The 18,109-nt window shown below is 69.2% G+C and carries 18 protein-coding genes and 1 pseudogene; 8 read left to right on the top strand and 11 right to left on the bottom strand.

What is annotated here, in order from left to right; genetic code table 11:
• Nucleotides 1-165: 165 nt before the first annotated feature.
• Nucleotides 166-753, bottom strand: a complete 588-nt coding sequence (locus BM417_RS49975; protein ID WP_093603470.1) for a LysM peptidoglycan-binding domain-containing protein — start codon at nt 751-753, stop codon at nt 166-168.
• A gap of 354 nt (nt 754-1,107) precedes the next feature.
• Here BM417_RS49975 and BM417_RS35105 point away from each other — a divergent pair.
• Nucleotides 1,108-2,624 (top strand): annotated as a pseudogene (locus BM417_RS35105) (catalase).
• A gap of 134 nt (nt 2,625-2,758) precedes the next feature.
• On the opposite strand, the gene BM417_RS50395 reads toward BM417_RS35105, so the two are convergent.
• Nucleotides 2,759-2,926, bottom strand: coding sequence for a DUF1295 domain-containing protein (locus tag BM417_RS50395; protein WP_093603884.1), 168 nt, complete (start codon nt 2,924-2,926; stop codon nt 2,759-2,761).
• 202 nt (nt 2,927-3,128) lie between these two features.
• On the bottom strand, nt 3,129-3,515 hold the full coding sequence (locus tag BM417_RS35095) for a hypothetical protein (RefSeq protein WP_093603468.1): 387 nt from the start codon (nt 3,513-3,515) through the stop codon (nt 3,129-3,131).
• Nucleotides 3,516-3,603: 88 nt separating this feature from the next.
• On the opposite strand from BM417_RS35095, the gene BM417_RS35090 reads away from it, so the two are divergent.
• Both BM417_RS35090 and BM417_RS35085 read left to right on the top strand, forming a co-directional pair.
• Nucleotides 3,604-4,593, top strand: coding sequence for a carboxylate-amine ligase (locus BM417_RS35090; protein WP_177320777.1), 990 nt, complete (start codon nt 3,604-3,606; stop codon nt 4,591-4,593).
• Between the two features lie 7 nt (nt 4,594-4,600).
• Nucleotides 4,601-5,590 carry an iron-containing redox enzyme family protein gene (locus tag BM417_RS35085; RefSeq protein WP_177320776.1) on the top strand — a complete coding sequence of 330 codons (990 nt, stop codon included), beginning with the start codon at nt 4,601-4,603 and terminating at the stop codon, nt 5,588-5,590.
• On the opposite strand, the gene BM417_RS35080 is transcribed toward BM417_RS35085, so the two are convergent.
• Entirely contained in the window at nt 5,512-5,709 is a 198-nt protein-coding gene (locus tag BM417_RS35080; protein WP_093603882.1) for a CDGSH iron-sulfur domain-containing protein, read from the bottom strand. The two genes, BM417_RS35085 and BM417_RS35080, sit on opposite strands and share 79 nt — an antisense overlap.
• Before the next feature lie 116 nt (nt 5,710-5,825).
• On the opposite strand from BM417_RS35080, the gene BM417_RS49970 reads away from it, so the two are divergent.
• Entirely contained in the window at nt 5,826-5,954 is a 129-nt protein-coding gene (locus tag BM417_RS49970; RefSeq protein WP_281251395.1) for a hypothetical protein, read from the top strand.
• A gap of 174 nt (nt 5,955-6,128) precedes the next feature.
• A complete protein-coding gene (locus tag BM417_RS35070) occupies nt 6,129-7,412 on the top strand; it encodes a cation:proton antiporter (protein ID WP_218164664.1) in 1,284 nt (427 codons plus the stop codon).
• Nucleotides 7,413-7,525: 113 nt separating this feature from the next.
• Here BM417_RS35070 and BM417_RS35065 read toward each other — a convergent pair whose 3' ends face one another.
• Nucleotides 7,526-8,440 carry a CPBP family intramembrane glutamic endopeptidase gene (locus tag BM417_RS35065; RefSeq protein ID WP_093603462.1) on the bottom strand — a complete coding sequence of 305 codons (915 nt, stop codon included), beginning with the start codon at nt 8,438-8,440 and terminating at the stop codon, nt 7,526-7,528.
• Nucleotides 8,441-8,636: 196 nt separating this feature from the next.
• Here BM417_RS35065 and BM417_RS35060 point away from each other — a divergent pair, with 196 nt between their 5' ends.
• Together BM417_RS35060 and BM417_RS35055 are read left to right on the top strand one after the other, a co-directional pair.
• Complete coding sequence (locus BM417_RS35060; RefSeq protein WP_177320775.1) at nt 8,637-9,659, top strand: glycosyltransferase; 1,023 nt, start codon at nt 8,637-8,639, stop codon at nt 9,657-9,659.
• A 308-nt stretch (nt 9,660-9,967) separates the two neighbouring features.
• Nucleotides 9,968-10,744 carry an ANTAR domain-containing response regulator gene (locus BM417_RS35055; protein WP_093603878.1) on the top strand — a complete coding sequence of 259 codons (777 nt, stop codon included), beginning with the start codon at nt 9,968-9,970 and terminating at the stop codon, nt 10,742-10,744.
• A 9-nt stretch (nt 10,745-10,753) separates the two neighbouring features.
• On the opposite strand, the gene BM417_RS35050 is transcribed toward BM417_RS35055, so the two are convergent.
• From BM417_RS35050 to BM417_RS35025, 6 genes are all read right to left on the bottom strand, one after another.
• Nucleotides 10,754-11,959 carry a GAF domain-containing protein gene (locus BM417_RS35050; RefSeq protein WP_093603459.1) on the bottom strand — a complete coding sequence of 402 codons (1,206 nt, stop codon included), beginning with the start codon at nt 11,957-11,959 and terminating at the stop codon, nt 10,754-10,756.
• Nucleotides 11,960-12,054: 95 nt separating this feature from the next.
• On the bottom strand, nt 12,055-13,194 hold the full coding sequence (locus BM417_RS35045; protein ID WP_093603457.1) for a carboxylate-amine ligase: 1,140 nt from the start codon (nt 13,192-13,194) through the stop codon (nt 12,055-12,057).
• An 86-nt stretch (nt 13,195-13,280) separates the two neighbouring features.
• A complete protein-coding gene (locus BM417_RS35040; RefSeq protein ID WP_093603455.1) occupies nt 13,281-14,099 on the bottom strand; it encodes an ECF transporter S component in 819 nt (272 codons plus the stop codon).
• Nucleotides 14,096-15,691, bottom strand: coding sequence for an ABC transporter ATP-binding protein (locus tag BM417_RS35035; protein WP_093603453.1), 1,596 nt, complete (start codon nt 15,689-15,691; stop codon nt 14,096-14,098). The genes BM417_RS35040 and BM417_RS35035 overlap by 4 nt, the downstream gene beginning before the upstream one ends.
• Complete coding sequence (locus BM417_RS35030) at nt 15,688-16,794, bottom strand: energy-coupling factor transporter transmembrane component T (RefSeq protein WP_093603451.1); 1,107 nt, start codon at nt 16,792-16,794, stop codon at nt 15,688-15,690. The genes BM417_RS35035 and BM417_RS35030 overlap by 4 nt, the downstream gene beginning before the upstream one ends.
• The gene (locus BM417_RS35025) at nt 16,791-17,702 is read right to left on the bottom strand and encodes an ABC transporter substrate-binding protein (RefSeq protein WP_093603449.1); all 912 of its coding nucleotides are present in this window, start codon (nt 17,700-17,702) and stop codon (nt 16,791-16,793) included. The genes BM417_RS35030 and BM417_RS35025 overlap by 4 nt, the downstream gene beginning before the upstream one ends.
• 153 nt (nt 17,703-17,855) lie before the next feature.
• Between BM417_RS35025 and BM417_RS35020 the strand changes: the two genes are divergently transcribed.
• On the top strand, nt 17,856-18,109 hold a 254-nt coding region (locus tag BM417_RS35020), incomplete at its 3' end, for a transposase (protein ID WP_407656193.1).

Here is an 18,109-nt window from a genome sequence, read left to right as displayed (position 1 = left end):
ATCGAAGGAAACACCCCAAAGAGCCGGCATTGGCTGCTCCGTTTCGAGTGAGTCACTCTCACTCGAACCTAGCATGAAAGCGCTTCCCCACCAGGTTGCGTCTCAATGGGCTCGATGCCGAACGGGCCGCTCACCACGTTCAGCGGTGAGCGGCCCGTTCCCGCGTCACTTCGTGGCGATCCTGTCCCCGACCCTGATGAGGTCGGGGTTCGTCAGGAACTGGGAGTTCTTGGCCACCAACGCCTGCCAGCCCCCGTCGACGCGGAGTTCGGTGGCGATGCTGCTCAGCGTGTCACCGGGCTTGATCGTGTAGTCGCCGTCCGGGTTGCTCGCCGAGGGCGCGGCCACCGGGACCACGGGCACCGACCGCGCCACGGCCTTGCTGCCGACCGGGACGTGCCGCTGGCGAACCGGCTGCGGGCTGCTGCCGCCGCGCCGGCCGCACGCGCCCCACGCTCCGATTCCCTGGCTGGCCAGCACGCGTTCCGCGACGCGGATCTGCTCCTCGCGGGAAGCCTGGTGGGCGCTGCCGGCGCCGCCGTTGGCCTTCCAGGTGGACGGGCTGAACTGAAGTCCGCCGGAGTAGCCGTTGCCGGTGTTCGTCGACCAGTTGTTGCCGCTCTCGCACTGCGCGATCCGGTCCCAGTCGACGGAAGGCGCCGCTGAGGCGATGGTGCTGCCCGCCGCGATCAGTGCCGCCGTGGAAGCGGAAAGGAGCAGGACGCGGGCGGTGGTGACGCTGAGATGACGCATGTCCCTTTTCGGGCCCCGCCGCGCTCTCGCCGGTGAGGGCGCCTGTCCGGCGGAGACGTGTTCCGTGACCTGGAACAAGGCCCGGCCGCTGGACAGGTGAGCGCACGGCGGGCCCTGGTGGTGCAGCGGCCTGACGGTCGCTGGCAGGACCGTAAGAAGGCCGGAGCGGATCCGCACGGCCGGACGCGGGCAAGATCACTCGATCGGTGATGATCACGAACTTCGTGTTTCGGCTTCGCGCGACGGTGTTCACGGTGGACGGGTTTGCATCACCGCCGTGAGGTCGATCCGTCGGTCAGCGGCTCGTCAGTCCGCCAACCGCACCTGTGTGCGCCGAGCAGCTGAGAGGACCCGATGTCTGACCTTCCCACCACGACCAACGACGCCGGCATCCCGGTCGAGAGCGACGAACACTCGCTCACGATCGGCGCCGGTGGCCCGATCGTCCTGCAGGACCACTACCTCATCGAACAGATGGCGCAGTTCAACCGCGAGCGCATTCCGGAGCGCCAGCCGCACGCCAAGGGCAGCGGCGCGTTCGGCAGGTTCGAGGTGACCGCGGACGTGTCCTCGTTCACAAGGGCGGCGGTGTTCCAGCCGGGCGTCACGACCGACGTGCTGGCCCGGTTCTCGACCTGGCCGGTGAGCGCGGCAGCCCCGACACCTGGCGCGACCCGCGCGGGTTCGCGCTGAAGTTCTACACCTCCGAAGGCGTGTACGACATGGTCGGCAACAACACGCCGGTCTTCTTCATCAAGGACCCGATGAAGTTCCAGCACTTCATCCGCTCCCAGAAGCGGCGGGCCGACAACAACCTGCGCGACCACGACATGCAGTGGGACTTCTGGACGCTGTCGCCGGAGTCCGCCCACCAGGTCACCTGGCTGATGGGCGACCGGGGCATCCCGCGCACGTGGCGGCACATGAACGGCTACAGCTCGCACACCTACATGTGGGTCAACGCCGCTGGTGAGCGGTTCTGGGTGAAGTACCACTTCAAGACCGACCAGGGCGTCGAGTTCTTCACGCAGGACGAGGCGGACCAGCTCGCCTCCGCCGACACGGACTACCACACGCGCGACCTGTTCGAGTCGATCGCGCAGGGCGACCACCCGAGCTGGACGTTGTTCGTGCAGCTCATGCCGTTCGACGAGGCCGAGGCCTACCGGTTCAACCCGTTCGACCTGACGAAGGTCTGGCCGCACGCGGACTACCCGCTGACCGAGGTCGGCAGGCTGACCCTCGACCGCAACCCCACCGACCACCACACCGAGATCGAGCAGGCCGCGTTCGAGCCGAACAACCTGGTTCCCGGCATCGGCGCCAGCCCGGACCGCATGCTGCTGGGCCGGATGTTCGCCTACGCCGACGCGCACCGCTACCGCATCGGCGCGAACTACAAGCAGATCCCGGTCAACGCCTCGAAGTCACCCGTGCACAGCTACAGCAAAGACGGCGCGATGCGCGTCACGAACGTGTCCGACCCCGTCTACGCGCCGAACTCCAAGGGCGGCCCACGCGCCGACGTCGAGCAGTACGGCACACCGGCGGGATGGGCCGCACAGGGCGACATGGTCCGCGCCGGTTACGTCTCGCACGCCGAGGACGACGACTGGGGTCAGGCCCGCACGATGGTCCGCGAGGTCCTGGACGACGACGCGCGGACGCGGCTGGTCGACAACATCGTCGGCCACCTGCTCAACGGCGTGTCCGAGCCGGTGCTGGTCCGCGCGTTCGAGTACTGGCGCAACGTCGACGAGGACCTCGGCAAGCAGGTGGAGGCCGGCGTGCACGCCAAGCAGGACGAGAAGGACCCGAAAGCGGAGAAGCAGGCGAACCCGGCACGCGAGAGCATGCAGCGAAAAGCCTGAACCATCTGTTCGGCGACGCTCGGACGACAGGGCCGGCAGGCCGAACTCAAGGGCAAGCTGAAGGACGCCTTCAAGAAGGACTGAACGTCACGCCGTAGAGGGCCCCACATCGTTGATGTGGGGCCCTCGGCGTCTCACGACAACGGCCGGACGACACGTTTCTGATAGTCGCGATATCCCGGCCGATCCTGCATTCTTCGCTCCGTGCGTCTCGCCCCTGTGGCGAACATCAGCAGATAGCTCATGAAGGCCGGTGCGGGCAGCGCCCACCCGGCAGGAGACGACGCGGCCCGGCTCAGCATCTGATGCTCCAGCCGCACCGCCCACGCCGTCACCGCGGCCGCCAACGCCCAACGCCTCTGCGTGCGTCACCGCTGCCGGCGCGCGCTCCCGTGACCGCCCCGCGACCAACCCCGATCCCCACGCGACTTCGGCGTAGTCACGACGTCCCTTGCGCAGCGCCACGACCGCGGTGGTGGATCCGGGTACCCGGCGAGGGAGCGCTCAGTCGTTGTCGGCGTACGTGGCGGCGCTGCGCCGTTGGCGGTCGCGTTTGAGTTCCTTCTCCAGGCCGTGCCGCTGCCCGCCGGCCAGGTCGTCGCGGGCGGCGCGTTCGACGTCGCGGAACACGTCGTAGTACATGTCGTCGTACTCCTCGACGATCTGGAACGTCCACCGTCCAGGCAGGACGTTGCGACCCGACAGGTCGCGTTGCACCCGGTTCGCGTGGTCGGCGTGCCCCGCCTCGCGCAGCGCCGCCATCGCCGCGTCGAGCTCGAAGTCCGCGGTGCCGGTGAGCTGGTGGAACGAATACAGGTGTCCGCGGGCACGTTCGGTGGTCTCCAGCGCCTTGCGGAGCTTGCCCAGCGCCTCGATCGTCTTGGCGTCCATGCGGACCCGAGTACCCCGTGGCGGTTCACGTCTACCCCGCACGGGTAACCGCAGATCGCAACGTCCAGGAAAGAGCGGAGACGGTCACTTGGCAGACGCGTGCGCCGACACCGTGGGTGTTGAAGAAGAGTTCCTGCTCGTCGATCCGGCTTCCCGGCGCACGGTGATGCGCGCGAACGCCGTCCTGGCTCGACTGCACGACACGGAGCTGACCAAGTTCCACCCCGAACTGGCCGGAACCCAGGTCGAGGCCTCGACCGGTCCCTGCACCAGCATGACCGCCCTCGGCGAGGCACTGACGCACGCCCGCGCGATGGTCGCCGATGCGGCCCGCGAGGAGGGCGTGGACCTTCTTTCCCGTGGCACGCCGGTCAAAACCGCCACGCATCCGATCGTCACAGAAGGCACGCGGTATCACCGCATCCTCGACGCCTACGCGGGCGTCATCGAGGACTACGAGGCCAGCGGGTGCCACGTGCACGTCGGCGTGCCGGACCGCGAGACCGCCGTGGCCGTGCTGAACCACGTGCGTCCGTGGCTGCCCACGTTGCTGGCCCTGTCCGCCAACTCCCCCGACCGCGGCTACGCGAGCTGGCGGACGGTGCTGCAGTCGAGGTTCCCCGGCGCGGGCGTGCCTCCGCTGTTCTCCGGCGCGGAGGAGTACGACGCGCACGTCGGCCGGATGGTGGCCTGCGGGACGCTCGTGGACCGGTCGCAGTCGTTCTGGCTGGTGCGCCTTGGCTCGTCCCTGCCTACCGTCGAGTTCCGCGTGGCCGATGCCGCCGCCGAAGTGGACGACGCGGTGCTGCAAGCGGCACTCTGCCGTGCGCTCGTGCACACCGCTCACGACGACATCCTCTCCGGCAAGGAACCTCCTGCGGTGCGAGACGACGTGCTCGCAGCCGCGGTGTGGGCCGCGTCCAGGTACGGCATCGATGGCGCCGGCGTCGATCCGTGGCGGGAGTGCCGGGTGCCCGCGACCGCGTTGGTCGACGACCTGCTCAAGCACGTGACGTCCGCTTTGGACGCACGCGGCGAGCTGTCGTTGGTGCTTGGGCTCGTCGCCGCGCGGGTATGACTGGTGGGTGAAACTTCCCTCGCCGCGCGGCCCTCTGTCCGAACAGGTCGTCACCGCGCTCAACTGTGAACCGGACGGGCGCGAGATCGCGTTCGTGGCAGCCGATCCGTACGGCGAGGACCTCACCATCGCCCTGTACACGTTGTACGAACTGCATTACGGCGGCTTCGACGGCGTGAACCCCGCGTGGGAATGGGATCCGGAACTGCTGCGCCTGCGGGCCCAGATCGAACGCGTCTTCCTCGGACAGCTGCGATCCGATGTGGACGGCGGCGACGACCTCGGAGGCGCTCTGGACGCGTTGCTGGTCGAGCAGGTCCCGGGCAACGGTGTGTCGCATTACCTGCGGGACAACGGGACCTGGGACCACATGCGCGAGTTCTTCGCGCATCGTTCGGTGTACCACCACAAGGAAGCGGACCCGCACGCGTGGGTGATCCCCCGGCTGCGAGGCAAGGCGAAAGCGGCACTGGTCGCCGTCGAGTTCGACGAGTACGGCGGCGGCCGCGCCGACCGGATGCACTCACGGCTGTTCGCGGACCTGCTCGACGGCGCCGGAATGCGATCCGAGTACCTGCACCACCTCGACGACGTGCCGGCACCGGCCATCGCGATCGTCAACATGATGTCGTTGTTCGGCCTGCACCAGTCGCTCCGAGGTGCTCTGGTAGGCCACTTCGCCGCCGCCGAGATCACCACGGGACCGAGCGCGTACCGCATGACCCAGGCGCTCGCCCGGCTGGATGCCGACCCGCGCTGCGTCGAGTTCTACACCGAGCACATCGAGGCCGACGCCGTGCACGAACAGATCATGCGTCGCGACGTCATCGGTTCACTGCTGGAGCAGGAACCATCGCTCAAGGCCGACGTGGTGTTCGGAGTCCAGGCGACCGAACTGCTCGAAGAACGGCTCTCCGCTCACCTGTTGTCGTCGTGGGAGGCGGGCGAGTCGTCGCTGCGCACCCGCTTGCGGTGGCTGGTGTCGCAGAACGGGTAGCGCTTGCTGCGGCGGCACGCGCACACGGCGACCACGAACCGGTCGCTGGTGTGCGTCACGCCGTCGTCGGTGACCAGTTCGACCGGTCCTTCGACGAGCATCGGGCCGTTCGGCACCATCGTCACCCTGCGCGAGTTCTTTTCGGTCACAGCAGATCACCACCCGCATCTGAACTACCCGGGGTTCGCTTCATTGAATCGAAGGACGACCACAGAAGAACTCCCAGGCGGCGAACGTGAAGGCAGTCGTGTGGCACGGCGAGGGCGACATCAGGCTCGACGTCGTGGAGGACCCGAAGATCGTCGAGCCGACGGACGCGATCATCCGGATCACCCGCAGCGGCACGGGCCTCAAGAAGCGTTAGAGGTCTCACAGCGAAGCGTTAGAGGTCACAGCTGCACGCAAGGGCCGACGCGTGACCAGATGTACCCGGCCGAGTCCTGAACCGAAGAAGGTCCTGTCGTCCCCGCCACCCTCGGTTTCGGCTTTGCCCCAAACGGGGTATCTGGCCTGTTCGAGGTAGAACGAGAGGCACACCGTGGATCCAGGCCCCCTGTTGTACACCGGCGCGGGGGTTGCGACGCTCGCCGCCGCTCTCCTGCCACGGCTGCTCGACCGCGCACCGATCTCCATGCCGATGCTCTTCCTCGGCGCCGGCGCGCTGACGTTCTCCTTCGTCGAACCGCTGCCCGCACCCGATCCCGTCGAGCACAGCGGTCTGCTGCTCCACCTGACCGAGATCTGCGTGATCATCTCGCTCATGGGCGCGGGCCTGGCGCTCAACCGAGTTGTGAGCCTGCGCGGGTGGGCGAGCACCTGGCGGCTGCTCGCCATCACCATGCCGCTGTCCATGCTCGGCGTGGGCCTGCTCGGCTGGGGCGTGCTCGGTCTCGGCATCGCGGCGTCGGTTCTCCTCGCGGCGGCCCTCGCCCCGACCGATCCCGTGCTGGCAGGCGAAGTCCAGGTCGCCGAACCAGCGGAGAACCCGGAGTCCGATGAGGACGAGGCGCGGTTCGCACTGACCTCCGAAGCAGGACTCAACGACGGACTGGCCTTCCCGTTCACCTACGCCGCCATCGCGATCAGTCTCGTCGGTGCCGCCCCCTCTGCGTGGCTCGGCCGCTGGCTCGCGCTGGACGTGCTCTGGCGGCTGCTGGCCGGGCTGGCCGTCGGCCTGCTCATCGGCTGGGCGCTCGGCAAGCTGTTCTTCTCGGCGCCCTCGAAGAAGTTCCGGCTCGCCGAGCACGCCGAGGGGTTCGTCGCCCTCGCCGCGACGTTCCTCGCCTACGGACTCACCGAACTGATCGGCGGTTACGGGTTCGTCGCCGTCTTCGTGTGCGCCTGCGCGATCCGGGCCGGTGAACGCCGCGACGGCTACCACCAGGTGCTGCACCGCTATGTCGAACAGGCCGAGCGCATGCTCACCGTGGTGATCGTCTTCCTGCTCGGCGGCGCCGCGGCCACCGGCCTGCTCACGGGCACCACCTGGGCCGAGATCCTGGTCGCCGCCGTGATCCTCGTGGTGGTGCGGCCGCTGGCGGGCTGGATCGGTCTGCTCGGCGGCAGGTCCGGCCCTCGGGAACGGGCCGTCATCTCGTTCTTCGGCGTGCGCGGCGTCGGCTCGCTGTTCTACCTCGTCTACGCCCTGCAGGCGGGCCGGTTCGCCGAGCAGGACGCGCTGTGGCGGGTCGTCGCGCTCGTCGTGATCGGCTCGATCCTCGTGCACGGACTGTCCGCGTCGCCGATCATGTGGCTGCTCGACCGGAAGCGACGGCAGAAGGCGGAACGCCGGCACGACAAGCCATCCCACACCCACGTGTGAGCGGCCTGGCGGGAAGCACTGGAGCTGTACCGCGAACAAGGCCGCGACGACGACGCCGCGCGGGTACGACAGCAACTCGACGACCTCGGCTCGGCACTGCGGAAGTGAGCGAGCTAGGCGGCTACCTGGATCTTCGTGTCAACGTGACCGGTGTAGCCGAGCCGTCCCTTGGTGACGACGATGACGACGAGGCACAGCAGGCCGAGGCCGAGAGCGGAGCCCCACAGCACCTCATCGCCGGCCTCGGGGAAGAACTCGGAGAAGGCGACGGACTGGAAGTTGTTGATCGAGCAGTGCAGCAGCATGACCAGAGGCAGACTCTGGCGCCCCTTGTTGTAGACCAGGGTGATCAGCAAGCTCATCTCCATGGCCACGACGGCGAAGCGGACGATCGTTTCGGGAGTGACGTCTGGGCCTGCCCACGGGGTGAGGAACAGCGGCAGGTGCCAGATGATCCACAGGATGCCGAGGACGAACGTGGCGATCATGGGCTGGTGGCGCTGCTGAAGGCGGCTGAGGGCGAAGTCGCGCCAGCCCGGTTCCTCGGCGAGGCCGGTCGTGAAGAACTGGAGCACCAGCATCGGCACGTAGACGGCCAGCACCATCAGGGAGGGCACCTGGAAGCCTTCCGCGTCGGTCACCGCCAGCGTGCCGAGCAGAACTGCCGCGGGGACGGCGAACAGGGCGAAGGCATACCAGCCGACGCCGGCGCGGAACTGGAAGAGCCGCCTGCGCCACCGTCGCAGACCTTCCCGGCCCTCGGTGACCGCGGTGACGGTGAACGCGGCGGCCAGCGGGCCGAGGTACGCGCCGGGCAGGATCGCGGTGAGCTGGTTGCCCACCAGCAGGTCCGGGTAGCGGAAGTGCAGCACGCCGAACCCGTCCAGAGACAGGATGTAGGGCAACCAGGCCACCCAGCTGATGCCGTTGGCCAGGGTGAAGAACGTCGTGAGCGGGAAGCGCTGGACCAGTGCCTGCCAGCGGTTGGAGGCAACGCGGCCGGCGCCTGTCGTGGGGATCGAAGTCATGGTCGGAACACTAGAAATCGATCTTGCGGCAGTCAGTGCAGTGCAGGGGCGTTCTCGTGGTGGAGTCCGCTCTACCTCCGAACTGCACGCTGAAACGAGGTTTGCGTGCTTGTCCTGGTGGGTAGTCGGTCAAAACCAACGGGTTGAGGCCACAGCTCGGTTCCCGATTGCCGAGCACTCCGAAGGAGCCTTCCCGGTGAAGATCGCGTTGGTGTCCCTCGACGCCAGTCCCTTGACCGCGGATGTCGACTCGCGCGGACTCCGTGTCGCCGAGCTGGCCGCCGCGCTTTCCAGGCAGCGCCACGAGGTGAACGTGTACGCCGGTCACTCCGACCCGGCCTTGCCGGAACAGGCGACCGCGAACGGGTACGCCGTCACGCACCTGCCGTCGAACCCGGCGGAGTTCGTCGACGAGCTCGTCGCGCAGTGGCAGTGGGGCAAGCCGGACGTCGTGCACTCGTTGTCGTCGAGTTCCAGTCTGGTGAGTTCTCTGAGCGCACGTCAGGCCGAGGTCACCGTCGTGCAGACCGCACACGAATCCGGGGAGCAGCTCACCTCGGACGAGTACGCGCTGTACCGCTCGGCGGGTGGGGTCATCGCCACGACCGGACGCAAAGCCGCCGCACTGATCAGTGCGGGTGTTCGAAGGTCCCGCATCTGCGTGGTGCCGCCGGGTGTGGACACCGAACTGTTCCAACCGGACGGCTCTGACGCGCCCCGCGTGCCACCGCACCGCGTCGCGTGGCTGGGAGAGCCGTTGCCGGGCAACGGTTCTGGCGTCGCCGACCTGATTCCGGACACCGAGTTCGCGACCGTCGGAGGTTCGGGTCCAGCGCGCTCGGCGCGAAGTCGTGCGGCACTTCTGCGGTCTGCCGACGTCGCCGTCTGCACCGGCTTGTCCGCCGAACAGGAAAGCCTGACGCTGGAAGCGATGTCGTGCGGTGTTCCAGTCGTCGAGTTCCTGCCTGGCGGGCCCAGCGACATGATGGTGCACGGCATCACCGGCCTGCACGTGCGGCAAGGCGACGTGCTTCGCCTGATCCGAACGCTCCGCGCGCTTCTCGCCGCTCCGACACAGCGGGAACTGCTCGGCATTCTCGCCCGCGACCGGGTGTGCGTCCGATACTCGTGGGACCGCATCGCCACCGATGTGATTCACAGCTACGACGAGGCGCTCGGCTCACACCTGGTTCCGCAGACAGGTGGCAGGACGCGTTGAGCTCCTGGTACTCCGGTACCGGATTGAGATCGGCCGAAGCGGGCGAGGTCGCTTGAGTTGCCCAAGAGCGGGGTACTGAAGGATCGCCGTGCACGCGTGCACGCACTGGAGGCCCGCCTTCGGGCGGTCCGGCCTGGACCGGTGACCGGACGTTGAACACTCCAGCGTCCCGTTGCCGGTCCAGGTTTCAGGTGAGCTCCCCTTGCCCGATTCCCTTTGCCGGCGGTCCGTGGCCGTACGATGCGCTGAACGTGCGTCAAGCAGCCGGCGCCGTGGACTCCACCTGGATGGCGAAGAGGTGCCGCGGCATGGCAGACGGTGCACAAGGGCAGGAACGCTCGGTGGACGAAGATCGTCCTGATCCGCTCGTGCGTCTCGACGAGACCGCTGACGCGCTCGAGTTGCTGCGTGAGGTCTTCACCGGCGACGAGCCGTTGGACGAAGCGCTCCAGCGGCTCGCGGAGACCGCGGCCAGGGCGGTGCCGGACGCCGATGCCGTGACCGTCACCGTGATGACGCCCGAGCATCCGCGCACGGCCGCGACGACGGATCCCCGTCTGATCGAGGTCGACGAGAAGCAGTACAGCGCCCGGCGCGGGCCGTGCCTGCAGTCGGCGCAGACCCTGGAAGCGGTCCGTGCGGTCGTGGGTGAGCACGGCGATCTGTGGCCGGAGTTCGAGGCCGCCGCGGACGAGGCCGGTGTTCGCGCATACCTGTCGGTTCCCGTTGTCCTTCCCGCGTCGGACACCGCCGGGGCGCAGCACGTCGGAACACTCAACATCTACAGCTACAAGGCGACCGCGTTCGACCCCTTCGACGAGGGTCTCATGCGGCTGTTCACCACGGCCGCGTGCGCCACGATCACCAGCGCCCAGCGGTGGCAACGCCTGCGCGACCAACTCCAGCACATGGAGCGCGCACTCGAGTCGCGCGCCACGATCGAGCAGGCGAAGGGCGCGCTGATGGCCGTGCACTCGTGCACGGCGGAGGAGGCGTTCGCGATGCTGGTGCAGCGATCCCAGCACGAGAACACCAAGCTTCGCGACATCGCCGTCGAACTGCTCGACACGGTCAAACGGACCTGAACGGAAGCCTCACCGGTTCCGGTAGGCCACCAGCCCGCCGAGCTCCTCGCTGGCGATGAACACCGACCTCACGTGGATGAGCGCCTCCTCGACGTGAGCGGCGCAGCCCCAGGCGGCGTCACCCCACGAGTCGGCGACCTTGACCTCGGCCACCGCCGTGCACCCGAACCTGCCGCCGAGCTGGCAGTGCTCGGGGTGCGGCGTGCGGGCCTGCTCCGCCGCGGCCGCGCGCAGCTGGGCGGCCAGTTCGGCCGCCGCGGTGGCGCGGTGCTCGGCGTCGGCGCGCAGTTCCTGTTCCGCGCGCATCGCCTCGGCCAGGCGCGCTTCGGCCGCCTGCTTCGCCTGTTCGGTGTGGTGGCGCTCGATGGCCAGGGCCGCGGTGCCGGCGAAGACCCGGATGAGGGCCAGGTCGGTGTCCTGCGGCACCCGCGGGGCCCGGTGGTACATCGCGAACGTGCCCAGCAGGCCGCCGTCGCGCGCCAGGATCGGCGTGGACCAGCAGGCACCCAGCCCGGCCTGCTCGGCCAGGTGGCGGAAGTCGTCCCAGAACGGGTCGGTGGCGATGTCCGTGACGATCACCGGTTCCCGCCGGTGCGCCGCGGTACCACAGGAACCGACGCCTTCGCCCGTCGCGATCCCGTCGATGGCCTCGTTGTAGAACGCGGGCAGGCTGGGCGCGGCGCCATGCCGCAGGTGCAGGCCGTCGGGTTCGGCCAGCAGCACGGACACGAGCACGTCCTCCGGCGCCAGTTCCTCGATGCAGCGGGCCATCCCGTCGAGCACCTCGGTCAGCGGCGCCTGCCGGGCGATCTGCTCCAGCAGTGCGCGGTGTTCGGCCATCAGTCGCTGGGCGTGCTTGACCTGAGTGGTCTCCACGCCGATCACCGTCACTCCGGCCACGTCGCCGGTGGCGTCCCGGCGCGGCTCGCAGGTGAGGTCGAAGAACGCCTCCCGCGCGTGCGGCCCGGTGCCCAGCACGACCCGGACGTCACGGCCGGTGCGCGGCTCGCCTGTGCGGTACACCTCGTCGAGCAGGGGGTCGAGGTGGGTCCGGTCCTCGCCGATGGTGGACAGGAATGCCGGATTGGCGGTCTCCACCGCGTGCGCCGGTCCGGTGAATGCCGCGAAAACCGCGGTCGAATGCCCGAAAAGTGCCCTTACGTCCTCGGTCTGTTCCTGCATGCCAAATGCGCTCACGGCGCGCCCTCTCGCCATGCGTCACAGGCTCGCTGTTTGACCTCGGACGCTCTTCTGTTGTGCCCGCTCCACGGCGAGTAGCTGCGATCGTACGCATCGCCGGCGACCGCCGATCAGGAGCACTTCTGGTCCGGCTCGGCGCGGTCCGCGTTGTCGACGTCCAGCAGGCCGAGCAACGACTCCACCTGACCCCCGCGGAACACACGGCGCTGACGGTCCGCGCCGCATCCTTCAGCGTCCAGCAGCCGCAGACCTCGTTGCACCGCAGGCAGATCGCCGTTGGCCTGCAGCACCGGGTTCAGGCGGCGCACCAGGTCGTCCAGCTGCTCGCGCACCGGCCGGGACTCGCCGGAGAGCACGTCGAGGGTGTCGCCCTGCAAGCCTTCGTTGGCCACGCCCCAGCACGCCTGTCTCAGCGTCTCGGACGGAACGTCCTCCGCTCGCACACCGCGTCCGACGTCGACCACCGCCTGAGCGACCAGAGCGCGCACGAGCGCCGCGAGCAACACCGCCTCGTCCACGGTCGCCGCGACGTCCGCGACCCGCACCTCCACCGTCGGCAGTTCGGTGGCGGGCCGGACGTCCCAGTAGACCATCGCCCGGTCCAGCGCGGTGCCCGCCGTGATCATCGTGTCGCAGACCTCCTCGTAGTGCTTCCACGAGCTGAAGAACGGCGGCGGGCCGGACACCGGCCAACGCGACCAGATCGTCGAACGCCAGCTTGCGAAGCCCGTGTCCGTGCCACCGGAGTACGGCGAGTTCGCGGTCACCACCGACAGCACGGGCAGCCAGGGCCGCACGTGGTTGCACACCTGCACGGCCGTCTCCCGGTCGGGCACGGCGACGTGGACGTGACATCCGCAGATCAGCTGCTGCTCGGCGAGCGCGCCGAACGCGCGGGCGATCCTCCGGTAGCGCAGGCTGTCCGTGATCTCACCGGTCGTGTGCCCCAGCGGCGGCGCCCCGACGGCGATGGCCCGGCACCCCACCGTGCGCGCGGCCAGCGCCACCTGGCGACGCAGGTCGAGCAGCTCGAGGCGGGCCTGCTCCGCGTCCACGCACACCGCCGTGTTGATCTCCACCTGCGCCCCGGTCAGCTCGTGCTCCAGTTCCAGGCCGAACCGCTCCCTGGCGACGGCGACGACCTCGGCCGCCCTGTTCACCGCGACGCCGGTCACCGCGTCCACCAGGAGGAACTCCTCCTCGACACCGACGGTGGGACACCACGCGTCCTTCGATGGCGCCTCTTCCACGTCTCACCAACCTGCTCTGGGCGCCGCTGCGCGCCCGGGGATTCGGGGAACCGGCGAATACCCCGCTCCCACCAGGAGAAACCTGGTCAGCGGTCGCTGAAAGTCGGCAACGCGCCGTACGAGGCCTTGCGCGAGGCGCGCCGCAGGGTCGCCAGCACCGCCGGGCCGATCACGAGGATCGCGACGGTGTTGGTGATCGCCCGGCCGGTGTCCCAGCCCGCCGTCGAGGTGAGCAACGTGAACACCGCGAACCGGTGCAGGTTCTCCAGCACGGCAGCGCCTGCCACATAAGAGATCTGGCCGTCGTGGTACGGCACCTCGGCGGCGGTGATGAACGGCCAGAACCACAGGTTCATCAGGAACCCGAACAGGTACGCGACCACGATCCCGTACGCCACGAGCACCGCAATCTCGGCCTTGCCGGTCACCCGCCGTGGCAGCAGGCCCGCGCCCATGCCGATCCACGCCGAGCACATCATCTGGAACGGCAGCCACGGCCCGACGCCGGCGGTCAGCAACGCCGAGGCGAACAACGACGTGCACCCCAGGACGTAGCCGAAACCGGGTCCGAAGACGCGGCCCGCCAGGATCAGCAGGAAGAAGACGGTCTCGATGCCCGCCGTCCCCGCGCCCAGCGGCCGCAGTGCCGCGTTCACTGCCGAGAGGACGCCGAGCATCGCGAGTGCCTTGGAGTCCATGCCCCCCTCCGACAGTTCGGCGAGCACGATGACGATCAGGATCGGCAGGATCCCGATGAACACGAACGGCGCGTCCGGGCCGTGTTGCATCGACTGCGGTTCGACGCGGACGAGCAACGGCCAGACGAACATCATCAGGCTCGCGATCGAGGCGAGCGTCAGCACGACCGCGGAGCGCTTGCCGATCCGCACCGCCGAGGTGGTCACCGCACCTCCTGTGGCAGGGCCGCGCGCACGTCGGCGACGGTGAGCCAGGGTTCGCCGAGGATCTTGGCGACCTGGGTGGCGAACGCGGGTGAGCCGCCGAGGACCTCGGCGGTTGGGCCGTCCGAGACGATCTCGCCCTCGGCCATGACGACCACGCGCTGGGCGATCGTCGCGACGAACTCGACGTCGTGCGTGGCGACGACGACAGCGCGTCCTTCGGCGGTCAGGCCGGCGATCATCTGCGCCAGCGCGGCCTTCGCGGTGTAGTCGAGGCCTCGGGTGGGCTCGTCCAGCAGCATGACGCGCGGCGCGGCGGAGAGCTGGACCGCGAGCACCAACGCGAGGCGCTGGCCTTCGGACAGGTCGCGCGGGTGCGCGGCGGGATCGATGCCGGGAGCGAGGCGGTCGAGCAGACCCCGGCACAGACCGGGTTCCGCACCGGACTCGGCGTCGGCGGCGGCGCACTCGGCCTCGACGGTTTGGAGGTACAGCAGGTCGCTCGCGGTCTGCGGCACCATGCCGACCAGCTTGCGACCCTCGGAACTGCTCAGCGACTTCGGGTCCGCGTCGCCCGCGCGCACGGTGCCGCCCTGCCGGGGACCGGAGCCCTGCACCGCCCAGAGCAGCGACGACTTGCCGGAACCGTTGCGGCCCATGACGGCCAGCACCTCGCCCGCGTGCAGCGAGAGGTCCACGTCGCGGACGGCGACCTTCGGCCCGTACCGCACCACGACTCCCGACGCGGTGAGCAGCACGTCCCCGGCGGTCGTGGTCCTGGCCGGCGGGCTGCCGAGCGTGAGCGACGAGGCGCGGCGGCGGGCGTCCCGGACGGACATCGGCAGCGGGTCCCAGCCCGCCAACCGTCCCAGTTGGACGATCGGTGGCGCGATCGGCATGTCCCGCAGCACTTCCGGGGGCGTGCCGTCGAGCACTCCCCCGCTGCCCGGCACGTAGATCATCCGGTCGGCGAACGGGATCACGCGTTCCATGCGGTGTTCGGCCATCAGCACGGTCGTGCCGAGGTCCTGCACGAGACGCGCGAGGGTGGCCAGCACGTCCTCGGCGGCCGTCGGGTCCAGCGCCGAGGTCGGTTCGTCCAGCACGAGCACCTTCGGGTGCGTGGTCAGCACCGAACCGATGGCGACGCGCTGCTGCTGGCCGCCGGACAACGTGCGCAGTGCTCGCCGGCGGAGTTCCGCGATGCCCAGCAGGTCCAGGGTCTCCTCGACGCGGCGCCGCATGACCTGCGGGGCGAGGCCGAGTTGTTCCATGCCGTAGGCGAGCTCGTCCTCGACGGTGTCGGTGACGAAGCCCGCCAGCGGGTCCTGGCCGACCACTCCGACGAGGTGCGCGAACTCGCGCGGCGGGCGCGACCGGGTGGACACGCCGGCCACCGAGACGTCGCCTTCGAGGTGGCCGCCCGTGAAGTGCGGGACGAGGCCGTTGATCGTGCCGAGCAACGTCGACTTGCCCGCGCCGGTCTGGCCGACGAACAGCACGAGCTCGCCTTCCCCGATGGACAGCGAGATGTCGCGCAGCACCGGTTCGGACCGGCCCGCGTACCGGAAGCCGACGTGGTCGAGTTCGATCATGATGCGACCACTTCCAGTGCGGCATGAGGAGGTTCCGGAACAGGTGTCAGGAACGCGGGCAGGACGCCGATCAGCACGCCCAGGAGCGGACCCCACGACAGCAACGGCCACGACAGCTGGATCAGCGACGGGTTGAGGTTCGTCGGGTCCACACTGGACGTCACGAACAGCACTGCCGCGACACCGAGTCCACTCAACGCCACCACGAGTTCGGGCAGGTGCCACCGGTCCGGACGGTAGCGGGTGCGCTGGACTCGTTGACCCGCCATGCGAAATCCGACCAGGCCGATCAGCAGACCGACCGACAGCACCGGCGCGGCCAGGAAACGCGGCGTCGACCCGTCCAGCGTCGCGTAGACGCCCACGCACACACCGATCAGGCCGACGATCATCATCGCGCCGGTGAGCACGCGCTGGCGCGCCTCGACCAGCCCCGCCCGGCCGTAGCCGCGGGAGTCCATCGAGGCGGCGAGCTGCAACGACCGGGACAGCGCGTCCTCCAGGATCGGGATCATGATCGAGTGCAACACCTGCGTGCGCTTTCCGTTGCCACCACGCAACTTCCGGGCGCGACGCACGCGCAGCACGCTCTCGGCGAGTTGCGGGAACACCGACAGCGCCACGATCACCGCCGTGCCCACCTCGTAGAGCGCGGGCGGCATGGCTTTGAGCAGCCGCTTCGGGTTCGCCAGGGCGTTGGCGGCGCCGAGGCAGATGACCATGGTCGCGAGGCGCAGGCCGTCGTAGAGGCCGCCCAGCAACGACTCCGCGGACACGTCACCGAACAGCCTGATCCCCGCCGCCCACGCCGGCAGCGGGATCTCCGGCAGCCGCAGGATGATCGTCGAACCCTCGGCGCCGCCGAACACGAGCCGGAAGAACACCCGGATCGCCACGATCCACGCGCCCAGGACGAGGTACAGCCGGAACGCCAGCGCCCACGGCGCCTCGGAGCGGCGGGCCACGACAACGTACCCCGCCACCGCGATGATCGTGAGCAGCAGCCACGGGTTCGTGGTGCGGGTCGCCGCGACCGCGAGGCCGAGCGCCCACACCCACCACGCCGCCGGGTGCAGGTCGCGCGGCAGGAAGTACGACGTCACGACTCGTTGGCCCGTTTCCGCCGCCGTGCCACGAAGAACCCGGCGGCCAGCAGCACCACGACCGCACCGCCCGCGGCCCACGGCGCGTAGTCGCTCGCGCCGGACGTCCGCTTGATCACCTCGTTCACGTCCTCGGCGTTCTCACCGCCGCTGAACGCGATGTTGCTCGACGGGTCGTTCGCCTTCGGTCGCGCGGTGGCACTGGCGCGGGGTTTCGGCGGCGGCAACGCTCCGGTCGGCGCACCGGGCGGTGGAGTGGCCTGCTGCTCCGCTTCCGGGGTGGCTTGCGGCTGGCGGCCCTGGACGGGAGCCTGCGTCTCGCCGGGGTCGTTGCTGACGGGCTTCGGTTCGTCGACGGCGTTGCACGCCTTGCCCTCGGTGCCTGGGCGCACGGCGGCGACGCGCGGCACCGGGTTCGTGTCCGCGGTGGCGTTCAGGGAGAACGACCAGCCTTCGAAGCCGCCCTGGAGGAACTGGCGGTTCTTCACGCCCCACTGGCTGTAGTCCCAGGCGCAGTTGTTCCCGGCGTGCCAGTACGACCAATAGGCCGCCGCGGGAGGGGTGTCGATGCACAGCTCCCGGTAGTTCTCCCGGCCGTTGATCGGGATCTGGTCCGCGGCGGCGGGCTTGTTCTCCACACGGCAGATGAACGCCTCGCCCCACCGCTGCACACCGGCGACCTGGAACCCCGCGCCTTTCAGCGCGTCCAGGCCGGTGCCCGCGGTGGACTGCGGGTTGCAGCGCACGATCGCGGCGCCACCGAGTTGCTGGAAGTCGATGACGACGGTCACGCCCTTGTCGTCCTTGCAGAAACCGGGATAGCCCTTGCCGTGATCGATCGCGTGCACCACGGGTGCCGCCGCCACCGTCAGGAACGTCGCGGCGGCCAGTGCCGCGAGCTTCCTCATTGGACGGTCAGGGTGGCGGACGAGTACACCGTCACCCCGTTCCCGGTCGCGGAGATGAAGTAGGTGTAAGAACTCCTAACAGAATGATCTTGGAATAGGTTTGATCATCGGTGTGTTGATCACGGTGTGAGGAAGGGCGAGCAGCTTCCCTGGATCGTGTCCGACGAGTTGTGGGCGCGGATCGAGCCACTGCTCCCGGTGGTCCCGCGTCGCGCGGACCATCCGGGCCGCAAGCGGCTCGATGACCGCAAGGTGTTGTGCGGCATCCTGTTCGTGCTCTACACCGGCATCCCGTGGGAGTTCTTGCCCCAGGAACTCGGCTTCGGCTCCGGCATGACCGCCTGGCGTCGGTTGCGGGACTGGCACCAGGCCGGCGTCTGGCAGCGGCTGCACGAGAACCTGCTCGC

The organism is Lentzea waywayandensis (assembly GCF_900115955.1).
In the GTDB taxonomy this organism is placed as follows: Bacteria; Actinomycetota; Actinomycetes; order Mycobacteriales; family Pseudonocardiaceae; genus Lentzea; species Lentzea waywayandensis.
The sequence above is the reverse complement of the archived record's forward strand: the minus strand, read 5'-3'. Positions and strand labels throughout refer to the sequence as shown.